The 16,392-nt window shown below is 58.7% G+C and carries 12 protein-coding genes; 4 read left to right on the forward strand and 8 right to left on the reverse strand.

Translation table 11 applies throughout. The annotated features are described in order from the left end of the window. Positions 1–123: 123 nt before the first annotated feature. Positions 124–579 carry a tRNA (cytidine(34)-2'-O)-methyltransferase gene (locus ACVVH8_RS01780; RefSeq protein ID WP_003220777.1) on the reverse strand — a complete coding sequence of 152 codons (456 nt, stop codon included), beginning with the start codon at positions 577–579 and terminating at the stop codon, positions 124–126. On the opposite strand from ACVVH8_RS01780, the gene ACVVH8_RS01785 reads away from it, so the two are divergent. Next, complete coding sequence (locus ACVVH8_RS01785; protein ID WP_103304205.1) at positions 578–1,018, forward strand: hypothetical protein; 441 nt, start codon at positions 578–580, stop codon at positions 1,016–1,018. The two genes, ACVVH8_RS01780 and ACVVH8_RS01785, sit on opposite strands and share 2 nt — an antisense overlap. A 559-nt stretch (positions 1,019–1,577) precedes the next feature. Here ACVVH8_RS01785 and ntrC read toward each other — a convergent pair. The 6 genes from ntrC to glnA all read right to left on the reverse strand — a co-directional run bounded on the left by ntrC (position 1,578) and on the right by glnA (position 9,166). Next, positions 1,578–3,014: a nitrogen regulation protein NR(I) gene (gene ntrC, locus ACVVH8_RS01790; protein WP_007909238.1), complete on the reverse strand. Its 1,437-nt coding sequence runs from the start codon at positions 3,012–3,014 to the stop codon at positions 1,578–1,580. Beyond that, a complete protein-coding gene (gene glnL / locus ACVVH8_RS01795) occupies positions 3,011–4,096 on the reverse strand; it encodes a nitrogen regulation protein NR(II) (protein ID WP_201235934.1) in 1,086 nt (361 codons plus the stop codon). The genes ntrC and glnL overlap by 4 nt, the downstream gene beginning before the upstream one ends. A 231-nt stretch (positions 4,097–4,327) precedes the next feature. Further along, a complete protein-coding gene (locus ACVVH8_RS01800; RefSeq protein ID WP_315445270.1) occupies positions 4,328–4,951 on the reverse strand; it encodes a DUF4124 domain-containing protein in 624 nt (207 codons plus the stop codon). Next, positions 4,948–5,460, reverse strand: a complete 513-nt coding sequence (locus tag ACVVH8_RS01805; protein WP_475228225.1) for a DUF4124 domain-containing protein — start codon at positions 5,458–5,460, stop codon at positions 4,948–4,950. The genes ACVVH8_RS01800 and ACVVH8_RS01805 overlap by 4 nt, the downstream gene beginning before the upstream one ends. Before the next feature lie 108 nt (positions 5,461–5,568). Continuing rightward, complete coding sequence (locus tag ACVVH8_RS01810; RefSeq protein ID WP_475228227.1) at positions 5,569–7,632, reverse strand: toxin-antitoxin system YwqK family antitoxin; 2,064 nt, start codon at positions 7,630–7,632, stop codon at positions 5,569–5,571. A gap of 127 nt (positions 7,633–7,759) precedes the next feature. Further along, positions 7,760–9,166: a glutamate--ammonia ligase gene (glnA, locus tag ACVVH8_RS01815; RefSeq protein WP_007961736.1), complete on the reverse strand. Its 1,407-nt coding sequence runs from the start codon at positions 9,164–9,166 to the stop codon at positions 7,760–7,762. 328 nt (positions 9,167–9,494) lie between these two features. Between glnA and thiI the strand changes: the two genes are divergently transcribed. Next, positions 9,495–10,949, forward strand: coding sequence for a tRNA uracil 4-sulfurtransferase ThiI (gene thiI / locus ACVVH8_RS01820; RefSeq protein ID WP_103304211.1), 1,455 nt, complete (start codon positions 9,495–9,497; stop codon positions 10,947–10,949). A 139-nt stretch (positions 10,950–11,088) separates the two neighbouring features. Continuing rightward, entirely contained in the window at positions 11,089–12,909 is a 1,821-nt protein-coding gene (typA, locus tag ACVVH8_RS01825; protein WP_277760222.1) for a translational GTPase TypA, read from the forward strand. A gap of 213 nt (positions 12,910–13,122) precedes the next feature. On the opposite strand, the gene ACVVH8_RS01830 is transcribed toward typA, so the two are convergent. Beyond that, a complete protein-coding gene (locus tag ACVVH8_RS01830; protein ID WP_008080573.1) occupies positions 13,123–13,560 on the reverse strand; it encodes a YkgJ family cysteine cluster protein in 438 nt (145 codons plus the stop codon). 260 nt (positions 13,561–13,820) lie between these two features. On the opposite strand from ACVVH8_RS01830, the gene ACVVH8_RS01835 reads away from it, so the two are divergent. Next, positions 13,821–16,271 (forward strand): glycogen/starch/alpha-glucan phosphorylase, encoded by a 2,451-nt coding sequence (locus tag ACVVH8_RS01835; protein ID WP_103304212.1) that lies wholly within the window; start codon positions 13,821–13,823, stop codon positions 16,269–16,271. Positions 16,272–16,392 lie beyond the last annotated feature (121 nt).

Consider the following 16,392-nt stretch of genomic DNA (forward strand, 5'->3'; position numbering starts at 1 on the left):
CTGATCGTTCCTACGCTCTGCGTGGGAATACCTCTGAGGACGCTCCGCGTCCAGTGACGCGGAGCGTCACGGGCTGTATTCCCACGCAGAGCGTGGGAACGATCAGACATTTATTTTGCGGTGTTATTTGAAGTCGTTCTGGCGCCACGCTTCGTATACAGCCACGGCCACGGTGTTGGACAGGTTCAGGCTGCGGCAGCCTTCGCGCATCGGCAGGCGCAGGCGCTGTTCGGCGGGCAGGGCGTCCAGCACTTCTGGCGGCAGGCCACGGCTTTCCGGGCCGAAGATGAACGCATCACCCGGCACAAACGCGGCATCGTGAAACGGCCGCGAACCCTTGGTGGTGAACGCGAACAGCCGTGGGTTGCCCAGGCTTTCCAGGCAACTGGCGAGGTCGGCGTGGCGTTGCAGCGTGGCATATTCGTGGTAGTCGAGACCGGCGCGGCGCAGGCGCTTGTCGTCCATCTCGAAACCCAGCGGTTCGATCAAATGCAGGTGGCAGCCACTGTTGGCGCACAGCCTGATAACGTTGCCGGTATTCGGCGGAATTTCTGGTTGAAAAAGGATGACGTGAAACATGCACGGCTCCGAAGGTAAAGATGAGCGGCATTCTACGCCGCCTGTGGACAACCGTTCGAAACTATTCCCGCGGGTGATCGGTTCGCTGGCGATTGTCGGCGTGATGATCGGCCTGATGATCGGCCGCCTGACCACACCGGATCCGAGCGTGCTGCAACAGGTCGAGGTGATCGACGGCGGTCTGGTGGTCTGGTTCAACAACGAGCCGAAGCTGCACGGCGAGGTGGTCGACGGTGCCGTGGCGCTTCTGTTCCAGGCTGAAGGCAAGGCGCAGAAAGGCCAGCTCAAGCTCAACGGCAAAGACGTCAACTGGCGTACGCGAGCGAGTGATGGCGGGTTGTTGCTGACGGTGCTGGCGGCGCGGCCGCTGCAAGGTGACTGGACCGGCAGCGAGGTCGATGACCGCTGGCGGCTGGAGATCCATCTCCGGGAGCAATAAAAGCGGGAATCCCTGACCTGCCTGTATCAGGGTTCCCAAAACGGGGTGGACTTCGCTCGTAGCGTCGGTCCGGTGTAAAGAGGGAACCCTCGGCCTGCCTGTACCAAGGATCCCAAAAGGGTGGGCGCATCGCATTGCGATGTGCGCCCGGTGTAAAGAGGGGAATCCCCGGCCTGCCTGTACCAAGGTCCCCGAAACGGGTGGTGAATCGAATCACCTGTAAGAGGTATTGCAGGGGGCGTGCCAGTTTTTAATCTGCTGAAACAAAAAAGCTGATGAGAAACGCGAAAGCCCCGGAATTCGGGGCTTTCGTGTTTTTGGCGTTGTTGTTTTTCGGTGATTTTCACTAACGATCTGAACTGAAAGTTATGCTCGATTGCGGTTCAAGGTGCATTACTCTGGTGCACAGAGGACTAGTTGTGGGAGCGGGCTTGATCGCGAAGGCGTCGTGTCAGTCACCATCCTTTTCAATGACACACCGCTTTCGCGAGCAAGCCCGCTCCCACATTGGATCTTTGATGTTCACGTAATGTGTGTTCACCGCAGACCTATAGGCTGTTTAACCCTCATCCCCCTCATCATCATCCCCACCATCAACCTTCATCCCCAGTTCCTTGATCTTGCGCGTCAGGGTGTTACGCCCCCAGCCCAGCAACACCGCCGCATCACGGCGACGCCCGGCGGTGTGCTTCAAAGCCGTCTCGATCATGATCCGCTCGAACGCCGGTACCGCGCTGTCGAGCAGGCTCGACTGGCCACGGGCCAATGCCTGATCGGCCCACTGGCGCAACGCCTGCTCCCAGTTGGTCACTGGCGCCGAATCCTGCGGCAGGTTCAACAGTTCCGGTGGCAAGTCGCTGATGTGCACTTCACGGCCGGAGGCCATGACCGTGATCCAGCGGCAGGTGTTCTCCAACTGGCGTACGTTGCCGCCCCACGGCAGGTTTTTCAGGTATTCCTCGGTCTCGCTTTTCAGCAGCTTCGGCTCGACCGCCAGCTCTTGCGCGGCACGGCTGAGGAAGTGCTTGGCCAGGGTCGGGATGTCTTCGCGACGGTCCGACAGGCGCGGGATGTGGATGCGGATCACATTGAGGCGGTGGAACAAGTCCTCACGGAATTTTCCGGCGTGGACCAGGGTTTCCAGATTCTGGTGCGTCGCGGCGATGATCCGCACATCGACCTTGACCGGTACATGACCCCCGACGCGGTAGAACTCGCCGTCGGCCAGCACCCGCAGCAAACGGGTTTGTGTATCTGCCGGCATGTCGCCGATTTCATCGAGGAACAGCGTGCCGCCATCGGCCTGTTCAAAGCGTCCGCGACGCAGGTTGGCTGCGCCGGTGAACGCGCCTTTCTCGTGGCCGAACAGCTCGGATTCCATCAGGTCCTTGGGGATCGCCGCCATGTTCAGCGCAATGAACGGCGAGGCCGCACGCGGGCTGTGGCGGTGCAGGGCATGGGCGACCAGTTCTTTACCGGTGCCGGATTCGCCGTTGATCAGCACGGTGATGTTGGAGTGGCTCAAGCGGCCGATGGCGCGAAAAACTTCCTGCATCGCCGGCGCTTCGCCGATGATTTCCGGGGTGCGGGTCAGCGCGGGCACCACTTCCAGGCCTTGCTGTTCTTGCGCGTGCTGGTTGGCGCGTTTGACCAGCGACACCGCCTCATCCACGTCGAACGGCTTGGGCAGGTATTCGAAAGCGCCGCCCTGATAGGAGGCGACAGCGCTGTCCAGATCGGAGTGGGCAGTCATGATGATGACCGGCAACCGTGGGTGCTGCTCGCGGATCCGCGCCAGCAGATCCAGCCCGCTGGCACCCGGCATGCGGATATCGGAAATGATCACATCAGGCTGCTGACGGGCCAGACGACTCATCACGCCATCGGCGCTGTCGAAGCTCTGCGTGGTCATGCCTTCCTGCTGCAAGGCCTTTTCCAGAACCCAACGGATAGAACGGTCGTCATCGACGATCCACACGGTTTCACTACGGCTCATGTCGATGTGGCTCCTTGTTCCAGTGGCAGAAAGATCGAGAACGTGGTGTGGCCGGGGTGGCTGTCACACTCGATCAGGCCCTGGTGCTGGCTGATGATGTTCTGGGTAATGGCCAGGCCCAGCCCGGTACCGTCCGGGCGGCCGCTGACCATGGGAAAGAAAATGGTTTCCTGGAGTTCCGCCGGGATGCCCGGGCCGTTGTCGATGATCTCGATCTTGGTCACCAGACGATGGCGGACGTGGCCGATGGTGAATTGGCGCATGGTCCGGGAGCGCAGGCTGATGCGGCCCAGGCGCAGCTCGTTCTGACTACTGATCGCCTGCATCGCGTTGCGCACGATGTTCAACACCGCCTGAATCATTTGCTCGCGGTCGATCAATACGTCGGGAATGCTTGGGTCGTAATCACGCACCAAGGTGATGCAGCCCTGACTTTCCGCTTCGACCAGTTGGCAAACGCGCTCGAGCACTTCGTGAACGTTGCACATGGCCAGCGACGGCAACTTGTTCGAGCCGAGCATGCGGTCGACCAGATTGCGCAGGCGGTCGGCCTCTTCAATGATCACGTTGGTGTAGTCGCGCAGGCTGTCTTCCGGCAGCTCTCGGGCCAGCAGTTGCGCGGCGCCACGAATGCCGCCGAGCGGGTTTTTGATCTCGTGGGCAAGACCGCGCACCAGCATCTTGCTGGTTTCCTGCTTCGACAGCTGGGCCTCTTCCTTGGTGATCCGCAGCAAGCGATCACGCGGGTGGACTTCCAGCAAAAGCAGGGTCGCGCCGTTGCTGAGGATCGGCGTCACCGCGTAATCCACGGTCAAGGTCTGACCGGTGAGGGCCGTGAGCATCGCTTCGCGCTTGGTGAACGGGTGTGCCTGTTCCACCGCCTGGCGCAGGGAATTGAGCGCTTCGGTGGATTCGGTGAACAGCTCGCTGATGAACTGCCCATGGCTACGCTGCCCGCTGATGGCGAGCAGCATCTCCGCCGCCGGATTCATGTACTCAAGGCGCAATTCGGCATCAAGCAAGATGGTAGCGGTGGTCAGGTTGTCGAGCAGCAAACGGGGGATTGCGTCACTTATAGTCATCAGGGCCTCTTTTGGGGGCGGAGCGTGCGCAACAAGCAAGCGTCGTTATCGGGAAAATGCAAAAACCAAACCAAGGCTCCGAAAAGAAGCGTTCAACCCCTGAAACGGGCGTTTGACGCTCGTTTGCGTGGCAGTCGGCCAGCTCTCGCGGGTACTTTCGAACCAAAATGGGTTGCAATGTGGGTACGGTGCAGCCTGTTGCACCAATATAGTGCGCAAAGCTGAATGGCGTTAAAAGAAACGCAGGAAGGGATTTTTCGGTTCTGGTGGTTTGTCCTTCAACGGACATTCCGGGCGCACGCCGTAATCCTCGTTAACGCAGGGTTTGACCTGGCGTTTCTGCGCCAGTGAGATGCGCAGCATGTGGAACGGCTGGTTGGCGGTGCGTTCGACGGTTCGGCCCTGCGCATCGAGAATCTCGATCGAAAGGTTGTGGCTGCCACGGTCGACATTGCTCAGCGGGAATACCGGACTAAGACCGGGCTCGCCAGTGGCCTGGCCGTCGAGCAACAGACGATAGCGATGGCCCGCTTGCAAGCCGGGCTCGCTGGTAACACTGACAATCAACTCGCCGGCGCTGCTGCGAATGGTCGCGTCCGGCTCGGGCACCAGAACGCGCAGCATGTCGTAATGGAGCAGCGGTTGCTCCGGGGATTTCTTTGCGGTGGTAATCGGCCGTGCAGCGCTCGGATTGGCCGGCATGCGATTGCTGGTCGCCAGCGGCACCCGCTTGGCGTTGCCGCGTGGTTGGTCGGTGTAGACGCGGTTGCCTTGCGCATCGATGTAGGTGAACACCTCGGCCGAGGCTTGCAGCGTGATCATCGCCAACAAGGCGATCAGCCATGGACGAATCATGGCTTGTGTACCCGCTGTACGGTAAAGACCACCACCGGGCTCTGCTGGATGATTGCCTCGCCATCGATGACCTGAACGGCAAGTCGATGTTCGCCACGGTCGACATTCACCAATTGCAGGATCGGCACGTTGCCTGGCTGCCCGTAAGGCTCATCATCCAATACCAGTCTCAATTGATGCGGCGGCTGCAAGCGCGGCTTGATCAGCACATTGACGGTGAAGGTGCCGTTGTTGGCGCGCAGGGCTTCTTCGGTGGGCAGGCCACCCAGTTCGAGAATTTCGTAGGCGCTGCGCACGGGCTCACGGCTATCGGAGATGGGCGCGGCGGGTGCGCTCGGCCCCTGAGGCTCAACGCTGTTGAGTGGCGGTAACTCAACCGTCTGCGCCTTGACCCCCTCCGGCGAGTGATCGCTGTACACCGTATTGCCGTTGGCGTCGGTGTACTTGTAGATCTGCGCGGCGGCGGGCAGGGCGATCACCAGCAGCAGGAAGAGAAAACCACGACCCATGGATTCGACCGATCAACGATGAGAGTGGATGCAGCATAGGCCAGGGGCGGCGGTAAGCCCAACCGGGACAACATCCGCTCACACAAACCGGCCGATTCTGAACGGCTTTCAACTGCTGAAGTTGAGCATGCGTTTTTGCCTGCCAACGGGCACGACGGGTTTTGGACACCCCTCGGGGCCGGGATAGGTTTGCTGTCCGGTCTCGTCGTACTGCGTGGTGCAACCGACAGGCCCTTTGTCGTAAAACGCCCGGCTTTTAACCACGCCGTTACGGTGATAGCACAATTGCTCGCCGGTCAGGTCGCCCGCGTGTTCATAGGTTTTGACTTGTCGCTGATTGATGTTCAGCAGACTGAAACCCACGCGATTCTTTTGGCATTCGATCTGCCCATTGTCGTAATAGCTGATGTCGGTGATATGGTCGTTATCGCCAATGATCGTCTCACTGGTCTTGCGACCGGTTTCATAGTTGTAATCAGTGGATGCTTGGCGCTCACCGTAAAGGAAGTCGGTCTCCGACGACAATTTGCCATGGGTGAAGTGTCGGGTTATCCCGCAGCGGTCGACGGTCGGGTGACCATCCTTGTCAAAACGGCACCAGTTGGATTCTTCATAAAGCACTTCCTGGTCATCGTATTGTTTCATCGAGCCGACAAAGCGGCGCAGCTCGAAACGTCCAACGGTGGCGGGAGTGCCGTCACGCAAAAAGGTCAGATAGGGGCCTTCGCGCTCATCGTTGTGCCAGGAGATGTCATTGATCAATGCGCTGCCGTCGCTGCTGTAATCCAGTGCGCGGCCTTCTTTCTTGCCGTTTTCGTAATGACGCAAGTTCAGCAGTTTGCCGTCGGCGTTGTAGAACTCCTGGGTGCCGGACAATACATCGGCCTTGTAATGCTCGATCAGAATCACGACGCCATTGGCATCGGTTTCCCGCAGTTCACCTTCTTTTTTCCCAGCCACGAAGTTAACGCTCTGGCTGTGGCCCTTGTCGGTCTTGAGGGTCCATGGACCGCTTTTCAGGCCGTTTTCGAAGGCGCCGCTGCCGATCGCGGTCACCCATGGGCCTTCGCGCTGGTCGTTGCGGTAGTTGCCGCGCTCGATTACGGTGCCAGTGATCTCTTCGCTCGGGCCGTCGAGTACGCCGTGCAGGTACGTCTGGAACCCGGTCGTGGTGTTATCGGGATCGCCATCGTCGAGAATTGTCCAGCGTCCCTCGCGTGCGTCATCGACGTACTGACCGGTGTAGCTTTTCGAGTAGTCGGTCTCGGTCCATTCGCCCTGTCGTTTGCCTGCCACATAGTTGCCGCTGGCCGAATATTTGTATTCCTTGGCGAACGACCAGGTGCCAGTACGCAGACCTTTTTCGTAAGCGCCCTGGGCACTGATGTCGCCGAAATTGAATGAAACCGAAGCGCCATCCTCGCTGCCACTGAACGTGGCGGGAGTGGTTTCCCAGGCCATGCGGCCCACTTGATAGTTATAGAGCGTGCGATCGCCGTCTTTCACGGACGTATCGATGTCGCGCCAGAATGTGACAGTCAGAAAGCGCCCGTTTTTTTCCTGATAGGTTTTTTTGAAGTAGTACTGATCAGGACCGGGTGTGTTGATGTCGAGTGGCTTGGTCTGTTCGTCGAAATAACCGACCAGCGTTCCTGCGGTGAGATCAAGTTGGTCAAATTCGGCAATGCCCGATTGCGTGTAGCGCAATCGATAGTTGATCGGCGTGAGCTGCGCCAGTGCTTTCTTGATGGTGAGGGCGTCCAGCCGCTTCTGGCCTGCGGCAATTCGGTCGAGGGCTTTTTGCAGTCCTGTGACGCGAGTGTAGAGCTGACTGCTGGCGTCGTATTTGTAGGCGTAAATCCGGTACTTCGTTTGCTGCTTGAAGAGCACCAGGCGGATGGGGTCTTCGCTGTCGATTGGCGTCAAAAATACCGACTCGATGGTCGCCTGGCCGAAGTCATCCAGTAACTGCGGGCTTGCCTCGGGCGTGTCGCAGATGCAGTAGTAACCTTTGACGCCCCCGGCTTCCTTGATAAACGCCAGCGTCGCCGAGCTTTCCTGCAAGCCCTCGATCAGCGGGTGGGCCAACGGTTTGTCTTCATAGAACGCTGCTGCGCCGGCCATTTGGCAGGCGAGGCCGGCCGTCAGGGCGATGGCCCATAACCACTTCATGCGAATCCCTTCGTCAAGGCGCCGGACGGGCGCTGAGGCGGCGGATTATCCATGGAAGCGCGGGCACAAAAAAGGCCTCCCGAAGGAGGCCTCTTTTTGTCACGCCGCGTGCTGCAGCGCTACCGGATCAGCAGCTGTAGTACAGCTCATATTCCAGTGGGTGCACGAAGGTGCGGACCTTGATTTCTTCTTCGGATTTCAGCGCGATGTAAGCGTCGATGAAGTCGTCGGAGAACACGCCGCCCTTGGTCAGGAACGCACGGCCCTTGTCCAGCTCTTCCAGGGCTTCTTTCAGGCTGCCGCAAACTTGTGGGATCTCTTTCGCCTCTTCAGGCGGCAGGTCATACAGGTTTTTGTCAGCGGCATCGCCTGGGTGGATCTTGTTCTGGATACCGTCCAGACCGGCCATCAGCAGTGCTGCGAATGCCAGGTACGGGTTGGCAGCCGGATCCGGGAAACGCGCTTCGATACGACGGCCACGTGGGCTGTTGACGTAAGGAATGCGGATCGAGGCGGAACGGTTGCGAGCCGAGTAGGCCAGCATTACCGGAGCTTCGAAGCCTGGCACCAGACGCTTGTAGGAGTTGGTGGCCGGGTTGGTGAAGCCGTTCAGTGCCTTACCGTGCTTGATGATGCCGCCGATGAAGTACAGGGCGGTTTCGGACAGGCCGGCATAGCCTTCGCCAGCGAAGGTGTTCTTGCCATCTTTGGCGATGGACATGTGTACGTGCATGCCCGAACCGTTGTCGCCGTACAGTGGCTTCGGCATGAAGGTCGCGGTGCGGCCGTAAGCGTCAGCAACGTTGTGTACAACGTATTTCAGAGTCTGAACTTCGTCAGCTTTCTTCACCAGGGTGTTGAACTTGACACCGATTTCGTTCTGACCGGCAGTCGCCACTTCGTGGTGGTGAACTTCTACGGTCTGGCCCATTTCTTCCAGTGCGTTGCACATGGCAGTACGGATTTCGTGGTCGTGGTCGAACGGCGGAACCGGGAAGTAGCCACCTTTGACGCCTGGACGGTGGCCTTTGTTGCCGCCTTCGATGTCCTGGTCGGACATCCACGAACCTTGTTCGGAGTAGATCTTGAACATCGAGCCGGAGATGTCCGACTTGAACTTCACTTCGTCGAAGATGAAGAATTCTGGCTCTGGGCCAGCGAAGACGGTGTCACCGATACCGGTGGTCTTCAGGTATTCCTCGGCGCGGTGAGCGATGGCGCGTGGGTCACGATCGTAACCTTGCATGGTCGACGGTTCGATGATGTCGCAGACCAGGATCAGGGTCGCGTCTTCGGTGAACGGGTCGAGCACGGCAGTGTCGTCGTCCGGCAGCAGGATCATGTCGGAGGCTTCGATGCCTTTCCAGCCAGCGATGGAGGAACCGTCGAACATCTTGCCGACTTCGAAGAAGTCGTCTTCCAGCGCATCGCGAGCCGGCATGGTCACGTGGTGCTGAGTGCCTTTGGTGTCCGTGAAGCGCAGATCAATCCACTTGACGTCATGATCTTTGATGAGTTGAACCGACTTCGACATAGTGTCCTCCGGGTGGCTTAGGGCTTGGTAGTGGATGCCCTTAATATGGGTGATGCCGGCGCAGATAGTCTGCCAAGGCAACCTGCCTCACAAGGGAGCAAATTGCATGCCAGTGCCCCAGCATGGGTTTTTTGCCCCAAATTCAAGCTTATTAAGGTGCAAAGCGTCTTAAAGCGTAAATTCTCGCCCTCTAATGTGGCGTCACAATCGAAAAATGACCTGTTTTGGTGCGTGCAAAACCTTCTGCACATTAACTGGTTAAACCTTGAGCAATTTCCGCTATAATCCGCGCCCCCCTTTTTCGGCTGGCCCTGCGCGCGCTGTTTTCATGAAACTAATCGTAAAAGTCTTCCCCGAGATCACCATCAAGAGTCGACCTGTCCGGACGAAATTTATCCGCCAGTTGGCCAAAAACATCCGCGCCGTGCTCCGCGATCTGGACCCGGCTGTGGTGGTGAACGGTGTGTGGGACAACCTCGAGCTGGAAACCCGTGTTACCGACGCCAAAGCCTTGAAAGAGATGGGCGAGCGCCTGACCTGCATGCCCGGTATCGCGCACTTTCTGCAGATCGACGAGTACCCGCTGGGGGACTTCGACGACATCACCGAAAAGTGCAAACAGCACTACGGTGATGCGCTGGCCGGAAAGATTTTCTCGGTGCGCTGCAAGCGTGCAGGCAAGCATGCGTTCAGCTCGATGGACGTCGAAAAATACGTCGGCAGCAAGCTGCGTCGTGAATGCGGTGCTGCCGGAATCGACCTGAAAGCGCCGGAAATCGAAGTCCGCATCGAAGTTCGCGACAAACGGTTGTTTGTGATCCACAGCCAGCACAACGGCATCGGCGGTTACCCGCTGGGTGCGTTGGAGCAGACGCTGGTATTGATGTCCGGCGGCTTTGATTCGACTGTTGCGGCCTACCAGATCATGCGTCGGGGCCTGATGGCGCACTTCTGCTTCTTCAATCTGGGCGGGCGTGCCCACGAATTGGGCGTGATGGAAGTCGCGCATTTCATCTGGAAGAAGTACGGCAGTTCGCAACGCGTGCTATTTGTCAGTGTTCCGTTCGAAGAAGTGTTGGGCGAAATTCTCGGCAAAGTCGATAACAGTCATATGGGCGTCGTATTGAAGCGTATGATGTTGCGCGCGTCCTCGGCCATTGCCGACCGACTGCACATCGATGCGCTGGTCACGGGTGAGGCGATCTCCCAGGTATCGAGCCAGACCTTGCCGAACCTGTCGGTGATCGATTGTGTAACTGACAAACTGGTCCTGCGCCCACTGATCGTCGCCCACAAGCAGGACATCATCGACACGGCCAACGAGATCGGCACCGCCGATTTCGCCCGGCACATGCCGGAATACTGCGGGGTGATCTCGGTTAACCCGAAGACCGCTGCCAAGCGTGGCCGCGTCGAACACGAAGAGAAAGAATTCGACATGGCGGTGCTCGAGCGTGCGCTCGCCAACGCCAAACTGGTCGCCATCGATCGAGTCATCGACGAATTGGGCCAGGATTTGCAAATTGAAGAAGTCGGCGAAGCGCTGGCCGGTCAGATCGTCATCGACATCCGTCACCCGGACGCCGCTGAAGACGAACCGCTGGAGCTTGCCGGCATAGAGGTACAGACGATGCCGTTCTATGCAGTGAACGCACGTTTCAAGGAACTGGACCCTACTCGCCAGTACCTGCTGTATTGCGACAAAGGCGTGATGAGTCGCCTGCATGCCCACCATTTGCTCAGTGAGGGGCATGCCAATGTGCGCGTTTATCGACCGAGCTAAGTGCCCGGGGCTGTTTGCCTGTGGCCTGCGTCACCGGCCCCCCGACACCGCCGTCAAGCTGTAACGGCCATGCCGGACACTACTGCTAATCGCTGCCAAGACTTGTCAGCAAACCGAATCCTCTGATCGAGATACACAAGTGATCGAAAATCTACGCAACATCGCCATCATTGCCCACGTTGACCATGGTAAAACCACCCTGGTAGACAAACTCCTGCGTCAATCCGGCACCCTGGAGCGCAACGAGCTCAACGACGAGCGCGTGATGGACTCCAACGACCAGGAAAAAGAGCGCGGTATTACCATTCTGGCGAAAAACACCGCCATCAACTGGAACGGCTACCACATCAACATCGTGGACACCCCGGGCCACGCCGACTTCGGCGGCGAAGTTGAACGCGTAATGTCGATGGTTGACTCCGTTCTGCTGCTGGTTGACGCTCAAGACGGCCCTATGCCGCAAACCCGTTTCGTGACCAAGAAGGCTTTCGAAGCCGGCCTGCGTCCAATCGTGGTCATCAACAAGGTTGACCGTCCAGGCGCGCGTCCGGACTGGGTTCTGGACCAGATCTTCGACCTGTTCGACAACCTCGGTGCGACCGAAGAACAACTGGACTTCCAGGTTGTTTACGCCTCGGCCCTGAACGGCATCGCCGGTCTGGATCACACCGACATGGCTGAAGACATGACCCCGCTGTACCAAGCGGTTGTCGACCATGTTCCGCCTCCGGCCGTTGACCGTGATGGTCCGTTCCAGATGCAGATCTCCGCTCTGGACTACAACAGCTTCCTGGGTGTTATCGGTGTTGGCCGTATCGCTCGTGGTCGCGTCAAGCCGAACACCCCGGTTGTCGCTATCAGCGCCGACGGCAAGCGCCGCAACGGTCGTATCCTGAAGCTGATGGGTCACCACGGTCTGCACCGCATTGACGTTGAAGAAGCAGCGGCCGGCGACATCGTCTGCATCAGCGGCTTCGACGAGCTGTTCATCTCCGACACCCTGTGCGACATCAACACCGTTGAGGCGATGAAGCCGCTGACCGTTGACGAGCCAACCGTTTCCATGACCTTCCAGGTAAACGACTCGCCATTCTGCGGTAAAGAAGGCAAGTTCGTGACCTCCCGTAACATCAAGGATCGTCTGGACAAAGAGCTGCTGTACAACGTTGCACTGCGCGTTGAAGAAGGCGACTCGGCTGACAAGTTCAAGGTTTCCGGCCGTGGTGAGCTGCACCTCTCGGTACTGATCGAAACCATGCGTCGCGAAGGCTTCGAGCTGGCCCTGGGCCGTCCTGAAGTGATCATCCGTGAAGTTGACGGCGTGAAGCAGGAACCGTTCGAAAACGTGACCATCGACATCCCTGAAGAATCGCAGGGCAAGGTCATGGAAGAGATGGGTCTGCGTAAGGGCGACCTGAGCAACATGGTGCCGGATGGCAAGGGCCGTGTTCGTCTGGAATACAACATCCCTGCTCGCGGTCTGATCGGTTTCCGTAACCAGTTCCTGACCCTGACCAACGGTGCTGGCATCCTGACCTCGATCTTCGACCGTTACGCTCCAGTGAAGTCGGGCCACATGTCCGGCCGTCAGAACGGCGTTCTGGTTTCGGTTGAAACCGGCAAGGCACTGACCTACTCGCTGGAAACCCTGCAGGCTCGTGGCAAGCTGTTCGTAGAACACGGCCAGGAGATCTACAACGGTCAAATCGTTGGTCAGAACAGCCGCGACAACGACCTGGGTGTGAACCCAACCAAAGGCAAGAAGCTCGACAACATGCGTGCTTCGGGTAAAGACGAAACCATCGCTCTGGTACCACCTGTTCGCTTCACTCTGGAACAGGCTCTGGAATACATCCAGGAAGACGAGCTGTGCGAAGTTACTCCTAAGTCCATCCGTCTTCGCAAGAAGATCCTGGACGAAAGCGAGCGTACCCGCGCTGCCAAGAAAGCCAAGGCGTAATTTAGCCCTGGAATAGAAAACGCCCCCGGTCGCGAGACCGGGGGCGTTTTTGTTTGTCTGGGGTTTGTGTGGTGTGTGCACTGGCCCATCGCTGGCAAGCCAGCTCCCACAGGGTTATGGGTCGTATATAAAATATGTGTACGACCACAATCATTGTGGGAGCTGGCTTGCCATCGATAGCGGCCGATCAGCCGCTGAACGTTTCAGGGCAGATCAAAACTTCTCGATCGCGCGGAAATTCTGTTCGCGCACCACTTCCTTCGGCTTGTACGCACAATACCCCGGACGCGGGCCGATCTTCGGGTGATTGCGGCAGGTATCAGGGCGCTTGTCATAAATGGTGCACAGGCGGCTCTTACGATCCAGGTAGTAGCAATCGTTGTTGCTCATGCGCTGAAGGGTAAAGATCCCCGACTTCTGATTGAAGCGCTCGACCAGCCCTTCCTTTTGCAGGCGCTTGGCGATGTTCTTCGGCGGATCGCCCAGTTCGAACTCGTCGACCACACCGATGCGCACCAGATCCTTGATCTTCACCTCGACTGGCAGCGTGCAGCAGCTGGAGATGCAGGAACCGCACATCGGGGCCGAATATTTGGCCCACGTATCGAGACGGTCGATCTCGGCGGCGGCAATCAGGTTGGGCTTCATCATCGGGAGTTACCAGGCGTGTGTGCATCAGGGCGCGCGATCATACCGGGACTGGTGGATTTTTGAACAACCTTTCGCCAGATTTTTTCTGCATGCAGGCTTTTTGCCGAACAGTTCGGCACGGCCCCTGCATTCATTAGCTCATCCGCCAGGGTAATGCCGGGCCATCTCACCGTCTCAGGAAAAACTGCCGAACCTGCGCCGCTACCGTCGGTCAGACCGTCTAGGCTCAGACAATTCCCCGCTCGCTCGAGGTCCTATCGATGACTCAAGAACCACTAGTTCGCGAAGCAGAGGTGGCCGCATTCCGCGACGCCGTCCTGACCAAACTCACCTATGCGGTGGGTAAAGACCCCGATCACGCCTTCGACCATGACTGGTTTGAAGCGATTGCTTTGGCCGCGCGCGACCACATGGTCGAGCACTGGATGGACCACACGCGCCAGATCTACCGCAAAGGTCAGAAGCGGGTGTACTACCTCTCGCTGGAATTTCTCATCGGCCGTTTGCTCTATGACAGCCTGAGCAACCTCGGCCTGCTCGACGTCGCCCGTGAAGCGTTGACCGAACTCGGTGTCGATCTGGAACGCATCCGGCTGCTGGAGCCGGATGCGGCGCTCGGCAACGGTGGTCTCGGCCGCCTGGCGGCGTGCTTCATGGAAAGCATGTCGACCCTCGGCATCGCCGGACACGGCTACGGCATTCGTTATGAACATGGCTTGTTCCGCCAAGCGATCGTCGATGGCTGGCAGCAAGAACAGACGGAGCACTGGCTGGATTTCGGCAACCCGTGGGAGTTCGAACGGCCAGAAGTCGTTTACAGCATCGGCTTTGGTGGCAGCGTCGAAACCGTCACTGATGCCAGCGGCAAAACCAAGCAAGTCTGGTCGCCAGCGGAAACCGTCCGCGCGATTGCCTATGACACACCCGTAGTCGGCTGGCGCGGAGCGAGCGTCAACACCTTGCGCCTGTGGCGTGCCCGGGCCATGGAAGATTTGCACCTGGAGCGTTTCAACGCCGGTGACCACCTCGGTGCTGTCGCCGAAGTGGCCCGTGCTGAAAGCATCTCCCGCGTGCTCTACCCGGCGGATAGCACTGAAGCGGGGCAGGAACTGCGTCTGCGCCAGGAATACTTCTTCGTCGCCGCCTCCTTGCAGGATTTGCTGCGTCGTCACCGCAACATGCACACCTCGGTGCTGACCTTGGGCGATCACGCGGCGATCCAGCTCAACGACACGCACCCTTCGATTGCCGTCGCCGAACTGATGCGCCAACTGGTCGACGTCTACGACGTGGCCTGGGATGCGGCGTGGCAAGTCACCGTCGACACGCTGTCGTACACCAACCACACGTTGCTGCCGGAAGCGCTGGAAACCTGGCCAGTCGGTTTGATGGAACGCATGCTGCCGCGACACATGCAGATCATCTATCTGATCAATGCCCAGCACATCGACTCGCTGCGTGCCAAAGGTATTCACGATTTCGACGTGCTGCGCGCGGTGTCGCTGATCGAGGAAGACAACGGTCGCCGGGTGCGTATGGGCAACCTCGCGTTTCTTGGTTCGCACAGCGTCAATGGCGTGTCCGGGCTGCACACGCAACTGATGCGCAAAACCGTGTTTGCCGAACTGCACAAGCTCTACCCGGAGCGGATCAACAACAAAACCAACGGCATCACCTTCCGCCGCTGGTTGTTCCAGGCCAACTCTGAACTGACCTCGATGCTGGTCGATTCTCTCGGCCCGGATGTGCTGGATAACCCCGAAGAGCGCTTGCTTGATCTGGAACCGTTCGCCGAGAAAACCGCGTTCCGCAAAGCCTTCGCCGAGCAGCGCCTGCACAGCAAAAAAGCCCTGGCCTATCTGATTCACGAGCGTCTGGGCATCGCGGTCAATCCGGCGGCGATGTTCGACGTCCAGGTCAAACGGATCCACGAATACAAACGCCAGTTGCTCAACCTGCTGCACACCGTGGCGCTGTATCAGGCCATTCGCGCCGAGCCTGAAGTCGACTGGGTGCCGCGAGTGAAAATCTTCGCCGGTAAAGCGGCCGCGAGTTATCACCAGGCCAAGCTGATCATCAAACTGACCAACGACATCGCGCGGGTGGTGAACAACGACCCGACCGTACGTGGTTTGCTGAAAGTGGTGTTCCTGCCCAATTACAACGTCAGCCTGGCGGAGAGCATTATTCCGGCGGCGGATTTGTCCGAGCAGATATCCACCGCCGGTTTCGAAGCGTCGGGCACCAGCAACATGAAGTTCGGCCTCAACGGCGCACTGACCATCGGCACGCTGGACGGTGCCAACGTGGAAATGTGCGAGCGCATTGGTGCCGAGCACATGTTCATCTTCGGTCTCAGCGCCCAGCAGGTTGAAGCGCGCAAACAGAACCACGAGTTCAGCGCCGCACCGGACATTGCCGCCTCCCATCGATTGAACGATGTGCTGCAAGCGATCCGCAGCGGGGTGTTCTCGCCGGACGACACGTCGCGCTATACCGGGCTGATCGATTCGCTGGTGGACTACGACCGCTTCCTCGTCTGCGCCGACTTCGATTCCTACTGGGAAGCGCAGAAGCGCGTCGAAGAGCACTGGCACGACAGCAACAACTGGTGGCGTTCGGCGGTGCTCAACACCGCGCGAATGGGCTGGTTCTCGTCCGACCGGACGATTCGCGAGTACGCCACGGATATCTGGAAAGCGCTGGAGTAACTTTCCGCAACAATTGTGCGCAAGGCCCAACGTTTGTTGGGCCGGATCGATATACTGAGCGCCGGTTACCGGGCCGCATCAGGCGCCGCATATCACTGAAAGGATTGAACCCTGTGGCGAG

The organism is Pseudomonas trutticola BRTCR10, from assembly GCF_056155105.1.

What these genes read in the sequence shown, in the direction of transcription:
- ntrC (WP_007909238.1), bottom strand. Translation starts at nt 3,014, where the DNA reads ATGAGCCGTAGTGAAACCGTGTGGATCGTCGATGACGACCGTTCTATC.
- glnL (WP_201235934.1), bottom strand. Translation starts at nt 4,096, where the DNA reads ATGACTATAAGTGACGCAATCCCCCGTTTGCTGCTCGACAACCTGACC.
- ACVVH8_RS01810 (WP_475228227.1), bottom strand. Translation starts at nt 7,632, where the DNA reads ATGAAGTGGTTATGGGCCATCGCCCTGACGGCCGGCCTCGCCTGCCAA.
- glnA (WP_007961736.1), bottom strand. Translation starts at nt 9,166, where the DNA reads ATGTCGAAGTCGGTTCAACTCATCAAAGATCATGACGTCAAGTGGATT.
- ACVVH8_RS01835 (WP_103304212.1), top strand. Translation starts at nt 13,821, where the DNA reads ATGACTCAAGAACCACTAGTTCGCGAAGCAGAGGTGGCCGCATTCCGC.
- ACVVH8_RS01805 (WP_475228225.1), bottom strand. Translation starts at nt 5,460, where the DNA reads ATGGGTCGTGGTTTTCTCTTCCTGCTGCTGGTGATCGCCCTGCCCGCC.
- ACVVH8_RS01780 (WP_003220777.1), bottom strand. Translation starts at nt 579, where the DNA reads ATGTTTCACGTCATCCTTTTTCAACCAGAAATTCCGCCGAATACCGGC.
- ACVVH8_RS01785 (WP_103304205.1), top strand. Translation starts at nt 578, where the DNA reads ATGCACGGCTCCGAAGGTAAAGATGAGCGGCATTCTACGCCGCCTGTG.
- ACVVH8_RS01800 (WP_315445270.1), bottom strand. Translation starts at nt 4,951, where the DNA reads ATGATTCGTCCATGGCTGATCGCCTTGTTGGCGATGATCACGCTGCAA.
- ACVVH8_RS01830 (WP_008080573.1), bottom strand. Translation starts at nt 13,560, where the DNA reads ATGATGAAGCCCAACCTGATTGCCGCCGCCGAGATCGACCGTCTCGAT.
- thiI (WP_103304211.1), top strand. Translation starts at nt 9,495, where the DNA reads ATGAAACTAATCGTAAAAGTCTTCCCCGAGATCACCATCAAGAGTCGA.